Annotated in this window: 22 protein-coding genes; 21 read left to right on the plus strand and 1 reads right to left on the minus strand. The window is 40.2% G+C overall.

Annotated features, from left to right (window positions below; translation table 11 throughout):
- Positions 1–14 precede the first annotated feature (14 nt).
- The 7 genes from BM398_RS02915 (at position 15) to BM398_RS02945 (ending at position 4990) form a co-directional block, all read left to right on the plus strand.
- On the plus strand, positions 15–512 hold the full coding sequence (locus tag BM398_RS02915; protein WP_092336335.1) for a GNAT family N-acetyltransferase: 498 nt from the start codon (positions 15–17) through the stop codon (positions 510–512).
- Positions 513–750: 238 nt separating this feature from the next.
- Positions 751–1497 carry an SDR family NAD(P)-dependent oxidoreductase gene (locus BM398_RS02920; RefSeq protein ID WP_092336336.1) on the plus strand — a complete coding sequence of 249 codons (747 nt, stop codon included), beginning with the start codon at positions 751–753 and terminating at the stop codon, positions 1495–1497.
- A 192-nt stretch (positions 1498–1689) separates the two neighbouring features.
- Positions 1690–2256 carry a TetR/AcrR family transcriptional regulator gene (locus BM398_RS02925; protein WP_092336337.1) on the plus strand — a complete coding sequence of 189 codons (567 nt, stop codon included), beginning with the start codon at positions 1690–1692 and terminating at the stop codon, positions 2254–2256.
- Positions 2246–3058, plus strand: a complete 813-nt coding sequence (locus tag BM398_RS02930) for a CPBP family intramembrane glutamic endopeptidase (protein WP_092336338.1) — start codon at positions 2246–2248, stop codon at positions 3056–3058. Before BM398_RS02925 ends, BM398_RS02930 begins: the two co-directional genes overlap by 11 nt.
- A 70-nt stretch (positions 3059–3128) precedes the next feature.
- On the plus strand, positions 3129–3443 hold the full coding sequence (locus BM398_RS02935) for an ArsR/SmtB family transcription factor (RefSeq protein WP_092336339.1): 315 nt from the start codon (positions 3129–3131) through the stop codon (positions 3441–3443).
- 105 nt (positions 3444–3548) lie between these two features.
- The gene (locus BM398_RS02940) at positions 3549–4535 is read left to right on the plus strand and encodes an MTH895/ArsE family thioredoxin-like protein (protein ID WP_092336340.1); all 987 of its coding nucleotides are present in this window, start codon (positions 3549–3551) and stop codon (positions 4533–4535) included.
- Between the two features lie 14 nt (positions 4536–4549).
- The gene (locus tag BM398_RS02945) at positions 4550–4990 is read left to right on the plus strand and encodes a GNAT family N-acetyltransferase (protein WP_092336341.1); all 441 of its coding nucleotides are present in this window, start codon (positions 4550–4552) and stop codon (positions 4988–4990) included.
- Between the two features lie 13 nt (positions 4991–5003).
- Here BM398_RS02945 and BM398_RS02950 read toward each other — a convergent pair whose 3' ends face one another.
- Positions 5004–5891, minus strand: a complete 888-nt coding sequence (locus BM398_RS02950; RefSeq protein WP_092336342.1) for a LysR family transcriptional regulator — start codon at positions 5889–5891, stop codon at positions 5004–5006.
- A gap of 128 nt (positions 5892–6019) precedes the next feature.
- On the opposite strand from BM398_RS02950, the gene BM398_RS02955 reads away from it, so the two are divergent.
- The 14 genes from BM398_RS02955 to BM398_RS03020 all read left to right on the plus strand — a co-directional run bounded on the left by BM398_RS02955 (position 6020) and on the right by BM398_RS03020 (position 17601).
- Positions 6020–6541: a flavodoxin gene (locus BM398_RS02955; protein ID WP_092336343.1), complete on the plus strand. Its 522-nt coding sequence runs from the start codon at positions 6020–6022 to the stop codon at positions 6539–6541.
- Positions 6542–6591: 50 nt separating this feature from the next.
- Positions 6592–7434: an aldo/keto reductase gene (locus BM398_RS02960; RefSeq protein ID WP_092336344.1), complete on the plus strand. Its 843-nt coding sequence runs from the start codon at positions 6592–6594 to the stop codon at positions 7432–7434.
- A gap of 17 nt (positions 7435–7451) precedes the next feature.
- On the plus strand, positions 7452–8198 hold the full coding sequence (locus BM398_RS02965; RefSeq protein ID WP_092336345.1) for a flavodoxin: 747 nt from the start codon (positions 7452–7454) through the stop codon (positions 8196–8198).
- A gap of 27 nt (positions 8199–8225) precedes the next feature.
- A complete protein-coding gene (locus BM398_RS02970) occupies positions 8226–8903 on the plus strand; it encodes a DUF4405 domain-containing protein (protein ID WP_092336346.1) in 678 nt (225 codons plus the stop codon).
- A 73-nt stretch (positions 8904–8976) separates the two neighbouring features.
- Positions 8977–9309 carry a putative quinol monooxygenase gene (locus BM398_RS02975; RefSeq protein ID WP_092336347.1) on the plus strand — a complete coding sequence of 111 codons (333 nt, stop codon included), beginning with the start codon at positions 8977–8979 and terminating at the stop codon, positions 9307–9309.
- Between the two features lie 166 nt (positions 9310–9475).
- On the plus strand, positions 9476–10309 hold the full coding sequence (locus BM398_RS02980) for a YitT family protein (RefSeq protein ID WP_092336348.1): 834 nt from the start codon (positions 9476–9478) through the stop codon (positions 10307–10309).
- Between the two features lie 145 nt (positions 10310–10454).
- On the plus strand, positions 10455–10649 hold the full coding sequence (locus BM398_RS02985; protein WP_092336349.1) for a helix-turn-helix domain-containing protein: 195 nt from the start codon (positions 10455–10457) through the stop codon (positions 10647–10649).
- Between the two features lie 4 nt (positions 10650–10653).
- The gene (gene rhuM, locus BM398_RS02990) at positions 10654–11598 is read left to right on the plus strand and encodes a RhuM family protein (protein WP_092336350.1); all 945 of its coding nucleotides are present in this window, start codon (positions 10654–10656) and stop codon (positions 11596–11598) included.
- 117 nt (positions 11599–11715) lie between these two features.
- The gene (locus BM398_RS02995) at positions 11716–12237 is read left to right on the plus strand and encodes an AAA family ATPase (RefSeq protein ID WP_092336351.1); all 522 of its coding nucleotides are present in this window, start codon (positions 11716–11718) and stop codon (positions 12235–12237) included.
- 140 nt (positions 12238–12377) lie between these two features.
- Positions 12378–13403, plus strand: a complete 1026-nt coding sequence (locus BM398_RS03000) for a helix-turn-helix domain-containing protein (protein ID WP_092336352.1) — start codon at positions 12378–12380, stop codon at positions 13401–13403.
- Between the two features lie 325 nt (positions 13404–13728).
- Positions 13729–14331, plus strand: coding sequence for an ATP-binding protein (locus BM398_RS03005; protein ID WP_092336353.1), 603 nt, complete (start codon positions 13729–13731; stop codon positions 14329–14331).
- Positions 14332–14808: 477 nt separating this feature from the next.
- On the plus strand, positions 14809–15435 hold the full coding sequence (locus BM398_RS03010) for a methylated-DNA--[protein]-cysteine S-methyltransferase (RefSeq protein ID WP_092336354.1): 627 nt from the start codon (positions 14809–14811) through the stop codon (positions 15433–15435).
- Positions 15436–15498: 63 nt separating this feature from the next.
- Positions 15499–16407 carry an AAA family ATPase gene (locus tag BM398_RS03015; protein ID WP_330390525.1) on the plus strand — a complete coding sequence of 303 codons (909 nt, stop codon included), beginning with the start codon at positions 15499–15501 and terminating at the stop codon, positions 16405–16407.
- A gap of 126 nt (positions 16408–16533) precedes the next feature.
- The gene (locus BM398_RS03020) at positions 16534–17601 is read left to right on the plus strand and encodes an acyltransferase family protein (RefSeq protein WP_092336356.1); all 1068 of its coding nucleotides are present in this window, start codon (positions 16534–16536) and stop codon (positions 17599–17601) included.
- Positions 17602–17608 lie beyond the last annotated feature (7 nt).

Genomic DNA, 17608 nt, shown 5'->3' on the forward strand with positions numbered 1-17608 from the left:
CAAGGATAAGAAAAATGAAAATAAGAGCATTTGATCTCAACGATGATTTTGATGTGATCAAGACATGGATCACAGATGAAAGAACACATATGATGTGGTGCGCAAATCGGATTCCGTATCCCATCGAAAAAGAAACACTTAGGAGTTTTCTATCAGAAATATCAGAAAAATTTGGAGATAGTCCTTTCATTGCGGTAGATGATGAAGGGCGTGCTGTTGGATTCTATTGCTATTCACTTAATCGTGAGGCACATGAAGGGATGGTTAAGTTTGTTATGGTTGATGCATCTGTTCGTGGTCAAGGAATCGGAAAAGAAATGATCAGGCTACTTGTTCGTTACGCCTTTTCTGATTCGGAGGCTTTGGGTGTACAACTTAATGTGTTTTCAGAGAATGTAAGAGCCAAGAAATGCTATGAGGGTGCTGGGTTTACAGAAAGGCAAAATACTCCTGATGTATTCAAGTATAAAGACGAGTCTTGGGGTAGATGCAATATGATTATAAAACGTTAAAGCAGAAGATAACTTTACAATAATACTTGCATGGAACTGCTTTAGAAAGAAATAACAGAATTGCCACCAACCGCATACAGTAGCCCTGAGCTTTCTACCGTACGTAGCAGGTAAACAGCAACTCGCCTCAGAAACTCAGTGTTTCTGGGGGTTTTCTTTTATCTATATTTCTTCATATAAATTCTTCCTGCGGTATATTATAATTAATTATATTTTATACGAACGGAGGAGGTATTACATGGAACTTAAAGGTAAGACAGCTATTGTAACCGGCGGTACATCTGGCATAGGATTCTCAACAGCGCAGGCTTTTCTTGAAAAAGGAGCAAAAGTTGTTGTTGTAGGTCGTAATGCCCAGCGTGGGGAAAATGCAGTAGCAGAACTATCAAAAATATCTGCTGACGTAGTATTTTATCAGGGCGACACATCTGATGAAAGTAGTGTAAAGGGGTTAGTAGATTTTGCGGTCGAAAAATTCGGTTCCTTGGACGTTATGGTCAACAACGCAGGGATAGGTATTCATGGAACAGTAGACGAATTGTCCGCTGATGATTGGGCAAAGGTTATTGACATCAATCTTAATGGTGTATTCTATGGCACCAAGTATGCTGCTATTCAGATGAAGAAGCAGGGCAAAGGCGGAGCAATCATATCCACATCTTCAATTGAGGGCGTGATTGGCGATCCTCTTATCCCATCATATTGTGCAGCTAAGGGTGGTGTAAACCAGCTTGCTAAATCCTCAGCACTTTCACTTGCAAAAGATGGTATTCGTGTTAATACAGTAAATCCCGGTTATGTGGATACTCCGCTTGTCAGCGTTGAAGCAATTGGTCAGGAGCTTCATGATGCACTTGTTGCAATGCATCCACTTGGCCGTTTTGCTAAGCCGGAAGAGATTGCTCATGCAATCATATTCCTTGCAGAAAACGAGTTTATAACAGGCACACATCTTATTGTTGACGGTGGTTACACCGCTCGCTAAGATTGTTGACAAATATTATACGTAAATTTCAGTGAGAGCGTAAAAATTTTAGAGGCATGGCGAATGTTGGCATTCGTCATGTTTTTTGTTATGCCGTACAAAGATATTCGATTTGACAGTATAAGGAGTCTATGTTAACCTATAGGCTAATAGCATTAGCTTAATAGTTAAAATAATTAGCAAGGAGGAAGAATGTCCAGAAAACAAGAAATCATCGAAGTGTGTGTTGAAATGATAGATAAAGATGGTTTTCAGAATCTTTCTATAAAAACTATCGCTGATAGATTAGGCATAAAGCCGCCGTCTTTGTACAAGCATTTTCAAGGCGGTTTGGATGAAATAAAAGAGGCAATCCCGGTATATGGTTGGAGCAAAATTGATATAAAGATCGCTAAATCAGCAGTAGGAAAGTCGCGGGAAGAAGGATTAAAAGCAATGTGTTATGCTTTGCGTGAATTTGCTCATGATCATCCCGGAGTTTTTGAGGCAATATGCTGGCACAATTCATATACATCCGAACTGAACCATGAAATTACAAAAGGGGTTATATCATCTTTATATTCTGTTCTGGATTCTCTTGAGTTCGACGAAGTTAAGAAAATGCATGTGATGCGAAGCCTTAGAGGATTTGTGGAAGGATTTTCGATGCTGGAGTTACATGGTAGTTTTGGAGATGAAATCTCTTTGGATGAAAGTTTTGCTTATGGCGTAGATGCATTGATTTCAGGGATTATGAAAGGACAAAAAAATGTGGGTTGATGAAAAAAAGAAAGCTCCGATAGCAGATTTTTTTGGTTGGCTTCTGTTTATAACTGTTTTTTTTCAAATTATTATGTTTATTCTCGAACCTGCGTCGGTTAGTTATGCGGAAACGGGAAAGCTAAAATTTGCATATATTATGTATGCGACCATAGGGATACTCTTTACAACACCGGCTCCGTCTATTTCTCTTTTTATCGTACTTAGGAAAGAAGAGCATATCACTGTAAAAGAATATTTGAAGCGCTTTTTATATACCCCCAAAAAGATGAAAACGATTCTAATAACAGGCCTGTTCTGCATATGTGCCTTGGTATTTGCCATTTTCTGCGGTGAACCTAACGGTTCGCCATTGTACCTGATGCCGCTTGGTTTTCTTATTATGCTGCCGTTTGCCGGATTTGCGGAGGAAACCGGCTGGCGTGGCTTTTTGCAACCTATGTTGGAAAAAAGATTTCCCTTCCCGGTTGCAACTACTATTGTAGCGGTAATCTGGTGTGTATGGCATTTTCCGATATGGTTACAGCCGACCTCCAATCACTATGGCGATAGCATGGTAGGTTTTGCTATAAACATATTTGTATGGGCCTTTGTGGCCGCTGCAATCTATAAATCTACGAAGAGCGTCCTGGCATGTGCTGTTTATCACTCTTTTATAAATTCCATAGGCGCTATTTATGATTGGAATAAGCTATTTGACACATACCCGAAATCAAATGCAGCGTACGTATACTTTGGGATTATTTTTATAGCTGCTGTGGTGATCTGGTATAAGGAAGATAAAAATCACAAAGTCTATTAAGAACATATTTATATATTGACATGCATAAATGTGTATGCTATATTCTTTTCATCCGTAGGAGGTGAAAACTATGAGTTTTAGAGAAGATGTGAGAAAGATTAAGGCTCTTGCAGATGAGAATCGTTTGGCGATCATGCTGTCACTCCAGCATGGGGAAAAATGTGGATGTGTCTTATTGGAAGAGCTTAATATTACACAGCCTACTCTTTCACATCATATGAAACTCCTTTGTGACAGTGATCTTGTGATTGGAAGAAAAGATGGAAAGTGGATGTATTATTCAATTTCCAAAGAAGGCATAGAGGCGTTTCGTAAAATGATTGGATCATACGTAAGGTGCGACTGCGAGAATACAGAAAGCGCAAGCAGTTGCTGTTGCAAATAAACTTCATAGAAAAAGAAGTACAAATAGGCAATTCGGTAGGGATTGCCTATATAAAAGCACGACATATTGATGCATTTGAATATGTCAAACTAAAGGAGTGATACAATGTGGAAACTAATTCAGAATCAGGTATTGGGGATGAAATGGCTATATGAATTGATTGGCAACCTGATGTCTATTTGGGGAGTTGATATAACTTCAAGAGTTGGTGGGAGCGTACATTTTTTTCTGTATGATGTTATCAAAATAACCGTCCTGCTTTGTGGACTGATTTTTATGATTTCTTATATACAAAGCTTTTTCCCTCCGGAGAAGAGCAGGAAAATTTTGAGCAGGTTCGATGGAATCGGAGCAAATATTGTCGGGGCATTGCTTGGTACGGTAACTCCTTTCTGTTCATGTTCTTCAATACCAATTTTCATGGGTTTTACGGCGGCGGGATTACCACTGGGAGTGACATTTTCCTTTCTGATATCTTCGCCTATGGTAGATCTTGCTAGTATTGTTCTTTTGATGAGTATCTTCGGAGCAAAGATAGCAATCGTTTATGTAATGCTCGGTTTAGTAATCGCTGTTATTGGCGGTGCAATAATCGAGAAGCTTCATATGGAAGATCAGGTTGCTGATTTTATCCGTAATAGAAATATCAGTGTTGAGGTCGAGACACCGAATATGAAGTTAAAAGATAGAATGATTTATGCAAAGGATCAGGTGGTAAGCACTTTTAAAAAAATTTTTCCTTTTATAGTGATTGGTGTAGGAATAGGTGCGATTATTCATAACTGGATACCGGAGAAATGGATTCAAAACATTCTGGGCAGTAACAATCCGTTTGGAGTAATTATTGCAACGGTTGTAGGTGTTCCGATGTATGCTGATATCTTTGGTACAATCTCGGTGGCTGAGGCGCTGCTTAAGGCAACAAAAGAGGCTGTTAAAGAAAAGGGCATTAGTGCGGAAGTTGAATATATAACTGACATGGAGAAAATCATGGGATATGATATTATGAGTATGCCGGCATTGGTAATCGATGAAAAGGTCGTGTCGTCCGGAAAAGTTTTGAAAACCAATGATGTAGCAAAATTGCTGTGATAGAGGACGAAAATATGATTGATATAAGAGACTGTGATAATTATGAAATTGCAAAAGAACTCATTTTGGAGTATTCAAAGATAAAGGGCGCGGAAGCCTGCTTCGTATCCCTTGATAAAGAGCTGGCGGACCTTGAAGGCTTTTACCGAGACGGAGCTTTACTGCTGGGATATGATGAAGATAAGCCCATTGCAACGATCGCCATCAAAAAGATAGATGATGATACTGCAGAAGCAAAGCGTTTATTCATAAAGCCTGAATGCAGAGGGCGAGGCTATGCAAGACCTATGCTTAATACGATGCTGGATAAATGTCGTTCACTAGGCTTTAAGGAGGTTCGTTTTACCACAAAACCTGAAGTTATGAGCGTAGGCTACGCATTATATAAGAAGATGGGCTTTGATGAACTCGAAAACAATGAGGGAACAGTTTTGATGAGAATGGTGTTGGAGTAAGTTGTACTCGAATCTATAACGGGAAAGCCACTGTATCCTTATAAAGCTTTTTGAGCAAATTTATGAAGCTCTTTAGGTTTTCGCGATTGTCATTCTTATGGGTGCAGAGTACGCAGTTGAAGTGCTCCTTGCAGTCGAACGGAATCCAGGCGAATTGTCCGCTGTGGTCATTTAAGAAACCGGGAGCGAGGCAGACGCCTTTTTCTGCGGCTACGTTAGTGAGAGTTGAGTCGTGATCGGGACTGTTAAAATAATCAATCTTACCGGTGGACATGAGACGATGCTGTACCTTTCTGAGTGCATCAGGTGAACCACCACCAACCATAAGTGTTCGACCATAGAGATCTTCTTCAGTAATTACATTTTTTGCTGCAAGAGGATCTTCCTTTGTAGTAATAAGATAAATTCGGCTCTTGAACAGTTCATGCACAGTGCTGTTCGAGAGCTGTTTTGTTTGCTCTTTTAAGCAGAATAGAATATCTGCTTCTTCTTTGAGGAACAGTTCAAGACTATTTTCATACTGAAACTTAGGTTCAATCTGTATGTCCGGATTTGTTTTCCAAAATGTTCTTATGGCTTCCGGCAGGAAAAAAAGCGCCTGTCTCACCATAAGAGCGATGGAGATGCTGTCAGTATATTTAGCGCTGAAATTCTGGCCCTGCTCGATAGCTCTTTTCATCTCTTCGCGCATGCCGGTGAGGTATGTGACAAACTGTGCTCCGGCCGGAGTAAGGGAGGCTCCTTTTCCGTTTCTGTCAAAGATTGTAAATCCAATTTCATCTTCCAAAAGTTTGATCTGATATGAAAAAGTTGGCTGGCTGACAAACAGATTGTCGGCTGCCTTACTGAAGTTCAGTGTGTGAGCCAGTTCTATGCAGTAATCTATCTGCTTTGTATTCATAGCTTATCCTCTTTGTTATTTAAAAATTAAATTAGATATAGAGTCTTTCTATTGGATATTTTATAACATGCCACTTAAAATGAAAACATAGAAACCGGAAAACATAAAGACGAATGGAGGATGATTAGATGGCAAAGACACTCATAGCATTCTTTTCGAGAGCAGATGAAAATTACTTTGGCGGAGCAATGAGGTACGTCAAGGTTGGAAATACTGAAATAGTAGTAAACATAATGAAAGAACTTATAGATGCAGATACCTTTAAAATCGAGATGAAGGATCCATACTCACCGGTTTACATGACCTGTATAGAGGAGGCGAAAAGAGATCTTCATGAAGGTAAGAGACCGGAACTTGTAAGCACGCCGTACAGCATAGATGAATACGACACGATTATCCTTGGCTATCCCAACTACTGGGGAACAGTGCCCATGGCAGTTGTAACCTTCCTTGAGAACTTTGATTTTACAGGAAAGACAATTCTTCCACTGTGTACAAATGAGGGAAGTGGAATGGGATCCAGCGAGAAAGATGTTAAAAAGTATGCTGTGGGAGCAACATTTAAGAGCGGGCTTTCTATTACAGGAAGCAGGGCTGCTGATTCAAAAGGTGCAGTAGAGAAGTGGCTTGCAGCAAATGGACTTATGTAAGGTGGACGAAGAAATGGAATATTCAAAGATTAAGAATGGAGGGTATTACAATGGAAATGATCAAGTTAAATAATGGAATCGAGTGTCCTGTAGTAGGTATTGGAACATTTATGCTTTCACCTGCTGATGCGGAAAACAGTACAAGAGAAGCACTTAAAATGGGATATCGTCTTGTTGATACCGCGAATGCATATGTGAATGAGCGTGCTGTTGGAAGAGGGATTAAGGGCAGCGGAGTTGCAAGAGGAGAAGTATTTCTTTCCACAAAACTCTGGCCAAGCGAGTATGAGAATCCAAATGCTGTAGATGAAACACTGGAGAGACTTGGCGTTGACTATGTGGATCTTCTCTATATCCATCAGCCTGCCGGGAGCTGGTTCGCAGGATACAGGCAGCTTGAAAAAGCATACAAAGAAGGTAAGGCGAAGTCTATTGGAATTTCTAACTTTGAAGGAAAATACATTGAAGAGTTACAGACAAAATGGGAGATTGTTCCTCAGTTTATTCAGGTTGAGGCGCATCCATATTTTACCCAGACCGAACTTCGTAAGACCTTGGATAAGTATGACATCAAGCTCATGAGCTGGTATCCTCTTGGTCATGGAGATAAGTCCCTTATAAATGAGCCTGTGTTTACAGAGCTTGGAAAGAAATATGGCAAGTCATCTGCTCAGATCATCCTTCGCTGGCATACACAGATGGGATTTGTAGTTATTCCCGGAAGCAAGAATGTTGATCATATCAGAGACAACATGAATATTACAGATTTCAAGCTTACCGATGATGAGATGAATCAGATCGCAAAACTTGATAAAAATGTGAGATACTATAATCGTACCGATTCTCAGCTGGTACAGTTTGCAGCTTGGAAACCTGAGTTTGAGAAAAAGTAAGGGTTTAGAGGAAAAATATGAATAAAATGTGGAAAACAGCTCGTTTAAGTATTGCTCTTGTGATTATATTTGCACTTGTTGGTTGCGGAGCTTCCGCATCGGAATTAACTGACGATTCTGAAACATCTCAGACTGCGAATAACGAAGGTGCAATAGAAAGCAGGGATGATGCCGATACGGAAACAGAATCCACTACAGGGCAGGAAAGCACTGATGCTGGGAATAATAAAGGGAACGATACGCTTGTAGTGTATTTTTCCAGAACAGGTGAGCAATATAAAGTTGGCGTGATTGACAAGGGAAATACCGCAATTGTCGCTGAGATGATATCGGAACAGATTGGAGCGGATTTGTGGGAGGTTATTCCTGTTGAAGACATCTATCCTACAGACTCCTATAACAATCTGATCGACGTGGCAAAGAAAGAGCAGAATGATAACACCAGACCTGCTTATGAAGGAGAGGTTCCGGATCTTTCACAGTATTCCACAATCTTTATTGGCGCACCCGTATGGTGGGGAGACTGGCCGATGATAATGTATACCTTCTTTGAGAATAACAGGGAAGGACTTGCGGGAAAGACATTGATTCCGTTCTCCACACATGAAGGAAGTGGACTTTCCGGTTTTGACAAAAAGCTTTCATCAGCTTGTCCGAACAGCATGGTCGGACAAGGACTTGCGATACGCGGAAATGACTGTCAGAACGATCAGGACAGTGTGAGAAGTTCTGTTAAAGAATGGCTTGTCGGACTGGGATATTAGGATGCAGATAGGAAGGAGGCAGTCAGCTTGAAAAAGAAAACAAGGATTATAATCGACATAGCCATGATCTGCCTTCTTATGATGCTGATGTCATATTCGCTGATCGGGGAGAAACTCCATGAGATCATAGGTACGGCTATATTTATTTTGTTTATAGTGCACCATGTGATGAACAGGAAGTGGTATACTGCACTTTTGAAAGGAAAATGGACTTCTCTAAGGATTTTTCAGACCGGTCTTAATCTTTTGCTGACGGTTTTAATGATACTTCAGCCGGTGAGCGGCATCCTGATGTCAAAGCATCTTTATACATTCCTTCCGGTCCTTCCAATCTCTGCGAAGGCAAGAGAGATACATATGCTTTTTGCGTATTGGGGCTTTGTACTGATGGGAATCCACATTGGAATACACCTGACAGGTCCGGTTGACAGGCTGAAACGGAATAGTAAAGGCATGTGGATTACGGTTATTTCTATAATAACGGCAATATCTATATACGGTGTTTTTGCGTTTATCAAACGGGGCTTCCCCGGATATATGTTTATGAAAACAATGTTTGCATTTTTTGATTATAATGAGCCGCGGATATATTTCTTTGCAGATTATATGGCAGTAATGGTACTGTTTGTAATGGCAGGTACTCTTGCGTGGACATTTTTATCTATATTAGAGAAAAATAGAGGGAATATAGGAAATGAAAATTAGCTGGATGTAGACAGGCTGAATGGAAATATCTTTGAAGAAGAACCGAATTTAAGGATTATGATCGGAGGGGGCTATGGCGATAACAGTTAATCTCAGATACACGGGTAAAGACGGAAATGCCCGAAAATTTGCTGAAGAAATGATAAGTAGAGGAATAGTTGATGAAATCCGTGCCGAAAGCGGTAATCTGCGGTATGAGTATTATATCTCGATGGATGATCCTGATACGGTGCTTCTGATCGACAGTTGGGTTAATCAAGAGGCTATCGATGTTCATCATGCTTCTAAGATGATGGAGACGATTACAGAGCTTCGGGAGAAATATGACTTGCACATGACAGTGGAAAGGTATGTTTCTGATGCGAGCGGAGAGGGCGCAGGTGATGATAAGTTCATTAGGAAGTAGAAATGATTGCGGGAACTGTAATAAATATTCCGGCGGAAGTAAAGCACTGGCACGGCTCTTATGGGCGGTGCTCTTATTTTTGTTGCATAATGTATAATGGTTGTATTGGGGCATGGCAATATGCCCCGGTACAGCAACTATAGTTTCAACAAATTTAGGAGAAAACATGAAGAAAAGTAAAGGAATACTGTCATATGTTTTAATTATATTCGGAGCAATAATGGCGAGCTTTTCAGTCGCTTTGATATTGCTTCCAAACGATGCGATAGATTACGGAACAGCCGGCGTTGCGATTATTATCAGTAAACTTACGGGATTTCAATTGTCACTGTGCGTTCTGTTTGTCTTTTTACCATTTATAATTGCAGGTTATGTGTTTCTGGGAAAAAAGTTCACTGTAAAAGCTGCTGTGGGTTCAGTGGTCTACATGGTCGGACTTGAATTCTTTGAAAAAATTCCTTTTGAACTTAATACAGAACACTTTCTGGCGGTAGCATTCGGCGGTGCGATTCTAGGCGCCGGACTTGCGCTGATCCTTAGAAACGGTGGATGCATTGACGGATCGGAGATACTTGCGAATATTGTGGTAAAAAAGCTGTCGGATAAAACGGGACGTAACTACAGTCTCACGCCGATGCTTCTTGGATTTAATGCACTTGTTTATATCACTGTATTCGTAGTCATAGATGCCACTGCGGCACTGCTCAGCCTCTTGGTTTATGTGGTTGCTACAGCGGTTATCGACCACTACACCGATCACTTCGAAGCCATCAAGCAGGTGACGATAATAACCCAGGATCCCGACGGAATCATTAAGGACATAAAAGATAAACTGAATAAGACCTGCACCATCATGGATTCTCGCGGCGCAATCGCCGGAGAGAACAACACACTCATCTGTTATATCAGTTATTTCGAACTTCCGCTTATGAAAGAAATCATCTCAACACATGCGGGAAGCTTTAGTACGGTTTCTACGATAGATGAGATTCTAAGATAGGAGTTTTCGGATTAAGGGCTTTTTAAAATTTTCATAGATAAGGGAGTTCATGTGTGGACTCCTTTTTTGATTTTAAAATACACGCATTGCGAGTGTCACAAGAATATATTATAATCTATTTATCGCATTGCGTGGAGGTGCAATTATGGATATATCGGAGAAAATTAAGCAACTAAGGGAGAGCACGGGGGAAACAAGGAAAGAGTTTTCGGTTCATACAGGTATTCCGGTGCGTACATTGGAGGACTGGGAAGCGGGACGTAGAACTCCTCCGGAGTATATTCCGAGGTTGATTGCTTATCAGCTTAAATTTGAAAAAATGATGAAGGATAGAGGGTAAGTTGATGGAAAATAATGAGATAGTATTGTTTGAATCAAAAGATAAAAAGGTTGTTCTGCCAGTAGCTATGGATGGGAATACAGTTTGGCTAACTCAGTTACAAATGGCAAATCTTTTTGATACCACAAAACAAAATGTTAGTTTACATGCGAATAATTGTTTTAAAGAGGGAGAGCTGGATAAGAATTCAGTTGTCAAGGATTTCTTGACAACTGGTTCAGATGGCAAAAAGTATAGAACTAAGCATTACAGTTTGGATGTTATCATTTCCGTTGGTTATCGAGTTAAATCTCAGCGCGGAACTGAATTCAGACAATGGGCTAATAATGTTTTGAAGCAATACATTATTAATGGCTATGCTATTAATGAGCGCAGGCTACAGGCACTTCAGAAAACTGTTGAAATACAAACAAAGATGATTGCAGGTACGCTTGATATTGAGCAACAGGATGTACTTAAGGCTGTAAATCTATACACACAGGCACTCATGCTTTTGGATCAATATGATCACCAGTCTCTTGAGAAGCCTGAAGGTTCAAGCCCAATATACAGAATCACCTATAGTGATTGTAGAGAGATGGTCGATCATATGGAGGATACATTCAAATCAGACGTATTTGGTGTTGAGAAAGAAGCCGGTAAGGTTGAAGGCATTTTGGCAGCAGTCTATCAGGATGTATTCGGAGGGGAAGTATACCCTTCATTAGAGGAAAAGGCAGCCAATCTTCTTTATTTCATGATAAAAGATCATCCTTTTGAGGATGGATGTAAGAGAATCGCAGCATCATTATTCTTGGAGTTTTTGAGTAGAAATAACGCGCTCTTTAGGGATGGGCAGAAGATAATAAGTGATGGAGCTCTTGTTGCAATAACCCTTATGATTGCTGAATCTAATCCGGATGAAAAGGATATTATGACAGCTATGGTAATGAATTTATTGAGGATATAAACGTATTACCAACTTATGTATAAAGATTATTGCTTAAAATGCGCGAGTCAATTTAATAAAAAATCGGAATTAGTGTTATTAAAAATTATATGAATATATACAGACATCGGAGGATATATGGGCATACTAATATGTGGTCTTAACGGAGTCGGAAAGAGTACAATCGGGAAAAAGCTGGCAGAGCGCTTGTCGTATTGCTTTATAGATAATGAAGACTTGTATTTTCCGAAGGATGATAAGTCATACATGTTCGCCAATCCAAGAAGTAAGGACGAAGTGATTCAAATATTGGAGGAAAAAATTGAAGAGGATGATAAATTTGTCTTTGCTGCTGTAAAAGGCGATTACGGGGACAAACTGCTTACAAAATTAGATTACGTTATTCTCGTTGAAGTTCCTAAAGAAACAAGGATGGAACGGGTAAAAGAGCGCTCGGATCAAAAGTTTGGTGATAGAATACTTGCTGGCGGAGATCTTTCCGACAGAGAGAACTCATGGTTTGCGAAGGTTAATAGCAGGCCTGAAGACTTTGTCACATCTTGGCTTGAAAATATAGATTGTCCGATAATCAGAATCGATGGCATGAAGCCGGTTGAAGAGAATGTAGAATATATTCTTTCATTTCAAGACTGTAAATAGTGATTGTGTTTTTCTCAAGTATGCATTGTTTGATATGTTATGAGCTTTTCTGTATTCTGAATTCAGAAGATGATTCTGCAGACATTTTCCGATACACAACAAGTTTATGCGGTTGATAAGTCAATCGGGAAAGGAAAAAAGTGAAAAACAATCTGGGTGCCAATATACGAGGTTTTAGAAAGAATAAAGGTTTTACACAGGAGGAACTGGCAGGTATGCTTGGGGTTACACCGCAGGCAGTGAGCAGGTGGGAGTCAGAAGCGGGACTTCCTGATGTTTCTATGGTCGTGCCGATTGCGCAGGCGCTTAATGTCACTACTGATATGTTGCTTGGCTATAATCCTTCTGACAAAGATGATTATCTTTTGGAAACTGTAAAAAACAAAATAAAGGCAATGTATGACATTTCCGATGCACAAGGAAGTGCACTGCAGAGAGTAGAGTATCTTTCGGGTGAAGTTAGCAGAAACCCGATGAATTTTGAAATAAATCTATTGTATGTTCAGCAGGTCGCTGAATTGAGCTATTACATTGACATGGAGGGATTGCTGGCGGAGAACCCTGAGAGAGCGAATGCTCTTTTAGAAGACGGAATAAAAAAAGGCGTAACTATAATCCGTTACGCTGACAGTAGAAGTCTTGTGGAAAAAGCTCATTACGCCCTTGCCTGGATCTATATTCACAGGAAGGATTTTGAGAATGCCAGAGAGCATATCGATGTATTGCCGAGTCTTGAAAATGCAAAGGTTAGGGAATTCTTATATTCCGAGCTAAGCTTTTTTGAGCATGGTTTTGAAGAGATGAAAGATAGTCTGACCGCAGCCAATAAGATGTTGTGCAATGTCTTGCTAAGCCAGCTTAATTGCATGATGGAAAACTATGCATACTGGGGAGAAAAGAACGAAACGCTCAAAAATCTTGAGTGGTGCGAACATGTTGCCAAAGCATTTTCTTCAATTCCGGAATATACGACTGACAATATGAAATATTTTTGGAAGAAATTTAATCATAACCTCATGATCGTGTACGAGAAAGCAGGAGAAAAAGAGAAAGCGAATGAAATCTGTGAGGAATATCTTAAGAAAATAAGTGAGGAAAAAGTGTTTTCTAAAGAAGAATACGAATCCATCGAAAAAGAATTAAGAGAGAGGGTATACCTGTTTTAATATGCTATGATAGCTTAAGAGAGAATTATGTGTTTGAAGTGTTGACAGTAAGTTTTCTGTCAATTATACTAACAACTAATATTTTTTCAGAAAGAAGAATTATTATGACAAACAAGAACCTCATCAATGGAATGATCAATAATATACCCATGAATAATAATCAGGGGTATATTTTGACATGCGAGATGAGGCCAAATAATATGTAGAATCTGAATTATTGGTGTTTACATTACAAGGAATAAGACCTTATCAAGCTGAAGCACATCGGTTTTGATAAGGTCTATTTTTATATCAAGAGATTATTACTGAAAAGGGAGGAAGTTTAATGGCAAATCTTATAGTAGTGTGCGGACCCCAGGCGGTAGGAAAGATGACAGTGGCGGAGAGTCTTAGAGATAAGCTCAGGTACAATATGATGATGAATCATGATAGTATTGAAATGTCAGATAAGATATTTGGATTTGATACCCCTGCACAAAGGGAATTCAATAGCTTATTTAGGAAGAATGCATTTGAGCTGGCTGTAAAGCATAACGTTGATCTGATATTCACTTATGTGTGTGCTTTCGATATGAAGGAAGATCTTGCATACCTTGAGTCATTAAAGAACCTGTTTGAGCAGGCAGGAGGACATTTCTTTTTCGTTGAATTAAAAGCAACTCTGGAGGAGAGGCTATTCAGAAATGAGACGCCTCATCGCATGGAGAGAAAAGCGTCCAAAAAAGATGTGGAATGGAGCAGAGCCAATCTCTTACAGGATGCCGAAAATCACAAGCTGAACACGGATGAAGGCGAGAAATGTTTTGAGAATCACATAAAAATTGATAATACTCATTTGGAGCCCGATGAAGTTGCAGATCGTGTAATTCAGAAATTCGGGCTTGTGCCAAATGATAAGGATGAAAAAGAATACCGCTTTGGCGTGTGAATGGGAAATAACACCGTACGAAATGGCTAGAAGGAAGGTATACGGTGTGTAAACAGAAAATGTCACCGTACAGAATGGTTGGAATGAGAGTGTACGGTATGAAAATGAGAAATGGCACCGTATAGAAAAGCTGGAAGGAAAGTGTATGGTGAAGAAACGAGAAACAGTACCGCACAGGATAGCTGGAAGGAAAGTGTACGGTACAGAAACGGGAATTAACACTGTACAGAATAGCTGAAATGAAACCGTACGGTGCGAAAACAGAAAAAGGCACAGTATGGAATGGCAGGAATGAAAGTGTACGGTGTGAAAACAAGAATCTGCACCGCACAGAATAGCTGCAACGAACATGTACGGTGCAGAAACGGAAATTAGCACCGCACAGAACAGCTGCAATGAATTTATACGGTGCAGAAAGCAGAAAATCGCACTATCTCATCAGAATAAGCACATCAAAGTGTCAAAAAGGAGATACCTATGAAAACAAGAGAAGAAGCCCTAAACTACGGTCTGTCTTTTCCGGACACCTACAGGGAGGCGCCGTTTCGTGATACAAATTGGCAGCTTGTTCGGGTAAAAAAGTCGAAGAAAGCCTTTTTGTGGACATATGAAAAAGATGGCTATATCAATTTGAATCTAAAAGTTGATCCGCAGTGGCGTGATCTTTGGCGAAAGACATACAAATCGGTGCTTCCCGCGTATCATCAGAACAAGGAGCATTGGAACACGATTGTTCTTGATGGCTCAATTCCCGATGATGTCATAAAGCGGATGATTGCTGAGAGCTACGATCTTGTTACGGACTCTCCGACAAAAAGAATATATGAAGCGGTAAAAAAGATTCCTAAAGGGAAAGTTGCTACTTACGCAGATGTTGCAGAAATGGCCGGCTACAGAAAGATGGCGAGGGCTGTTGGGAATGCACTTCATAAAAATCCCGACCCAAGCACGATACCATGCCACCGCGTTGTCAATTCCAAGGGCGAACTTGCCGGCGAATATGCATTCGGCGGAGCATGGAAGCAGGCTCAGATACTGGAGAGTGAGGGAGTAGAAGTCGCCGAAGGAAAGGTTAATCTTGAGAAGTATCGAATTAAAATCTGATAGCATTATATAGGTAAATAACAAGTAGAAATAAAATAGCCTGCGCGCGGAATATGCATATCCGTGCATAACAATAAGAAAGACACAATACAAGGAAGGCATAACATAATTCAGATGTACATCGATTCATTTAAATTCCCCGGAATTGGCGCGGAAGAACAGTTTGTAAACTACATAAGAAGGACATGCTACAGCTCGTTTTACCCTTTTGGAGTGTTTGCCGAAAACATGCTGGAGTCTTTATCCTTTTCGGAAATAACAATTCTGTACGGAAACAATGGCTCCGGAAAAAGCACAGCGCTTAATCTTATTGCAGAGAAAATAAAGGCTGAGCGAGATACACTGTTCAATCGAACAAGCTTTTTTGGAGACTATTTGAAAATGTGCTCGTTTGAGATAACTCCCGGAAAAAAGCCGGAAGAAATACGGATTATCACAAGTGATGATGTGTTTGATTTTATGCTCAATCTGCGTGCGCTTAATGAGGGCGTGGATCGCAAGAGAGAGCAGGCTTTTGATGATTGGATTGAGAATAAGAATTCCACATTCCGGATGCAATCACTGGATGATTATGACAAGCTTAAAAAGGTGGTGGAAGCCCGCTCAAAGACCCAGTCAAGATATGTTAGGGATGTAATCGGAAGCAATGTCATTACACATAGCAACGGGGAAAGTGCTTTACAGTATTTTGCAGAGAAGATTAAAGACAACGGCTTGTATTTGCTGGATGAGCCGGAAAACTCACTTTCTCCGCAAAGACAGCTCGAATTGTTGGACTTTATTCAGAACTCGGCGCGCTTCTTCGGATGCCAGTTTATAATAGCAACTCATTCACCGTTTCTGCTTTCACTAAAGGGAGCACGAATCTATGATCTTGATGAATGTCCTGTAGATATCAAGAAGTGGACGGAGCTCGAGGGTGTTAGGACTTATTTCGAGTTCTTTGATAAACACAGGGATGAATTTAGATAATCAGAATAAAAACTCCTGCAACTATCCTTAACACAAACCATCAATTTTTGACAACAAAAGTTGGTGGTTTTTCATATTTACCGGATCTAATATAATGTTAAAATATTTAGCAAAGGTGGGATAAATATGAGGAAATCATACTTGGACAACATCAGATGGGTTACAGTTGTATTGGTTGTTTTTTTCCATGTTCTCTACATGTATAACGGTGAGGGTATCGCTGGGACCCTTGGCAAGATTACGAGCCTTGAGGTGCAGTATTATGATGTGTATATGTACATCGTTTTCCCATGGTTCATGGCAATCCTGTTCATTGTTTCAGGCATTAGCTCCAAACTGTATCTGGACAAACATACGGACAAAGAGTTTATTGGAAGCAGAACAACAAAGCTCCTTGTTCCATGCACAATAGGCCTTGTTGCGTTTCAGTTTATTCAAGGCTATATCAACATGTCATTCGGTGATGCGGGAAGCATGGATATTCCCGCGGTTATCAAGTACCTGATAATGCTTGCATCGGGAATCGGAGTGCTTTGGTATATCCAGGTGTTGTGGCTCTTTTCCATGATACTTGTCCTTATCAGGAAGATTGAAAAGAATCGTCTTCTGAACATAGGAAAAAAGACAAATCTTCCGACGCTTATTCTTTTATCATTAGCCTTTTACGGAGCGGGACAGATACTGAACACCCCTATTATCTGCGTTTACAGGTTCGGCCTTTATTTTACAGCCTTCATTATGGGATATTTTGTTTTTTCTCATGACGAAGTGATTGATATATTGAAAAAATGGTTTGTACTCTTTTGCCCTGTAGCTATAGCGCTCGGCGTGGCGTTTTGTATAAAATACTTTGGCCAAAATTATGCGGATAAGCCCGTAAATAAATCACCTTTGTTCTTGTTTTACAGCTACTTTGCATGTCTTGCCATGCTTGGCGGCTTTGCAAGATTTTTTGACTTGGAAACAGAGTTTACCAAATGGATGAGCACTCACAGCTTCGGACTGTATGTTTTTCATTATCTCGGAATTTCATCGGTAGCCCTTTTCCTTGCAAGAAACGGGCTGATCTCACCTTTGACGGCGTATGTCCTTAGCCTTATCGCAGGCTTTGTGTTCGGATATGGTTTGTACGCGATAATCTCAAGAATCCCGTTCTTTAGATGGGCAGTGCTTGGAATCAGAGGAAAGAGGTAAGGGGGAT

It is taken from the genome of Butyrivibrio sp. M55, from assembly GCF_900116865.1.
Taxonomy (GTDB): Bacteria; Bacillota; Clostridia; order Lachnospirales; family Lachnospiraceae; genus Butyrivibrio.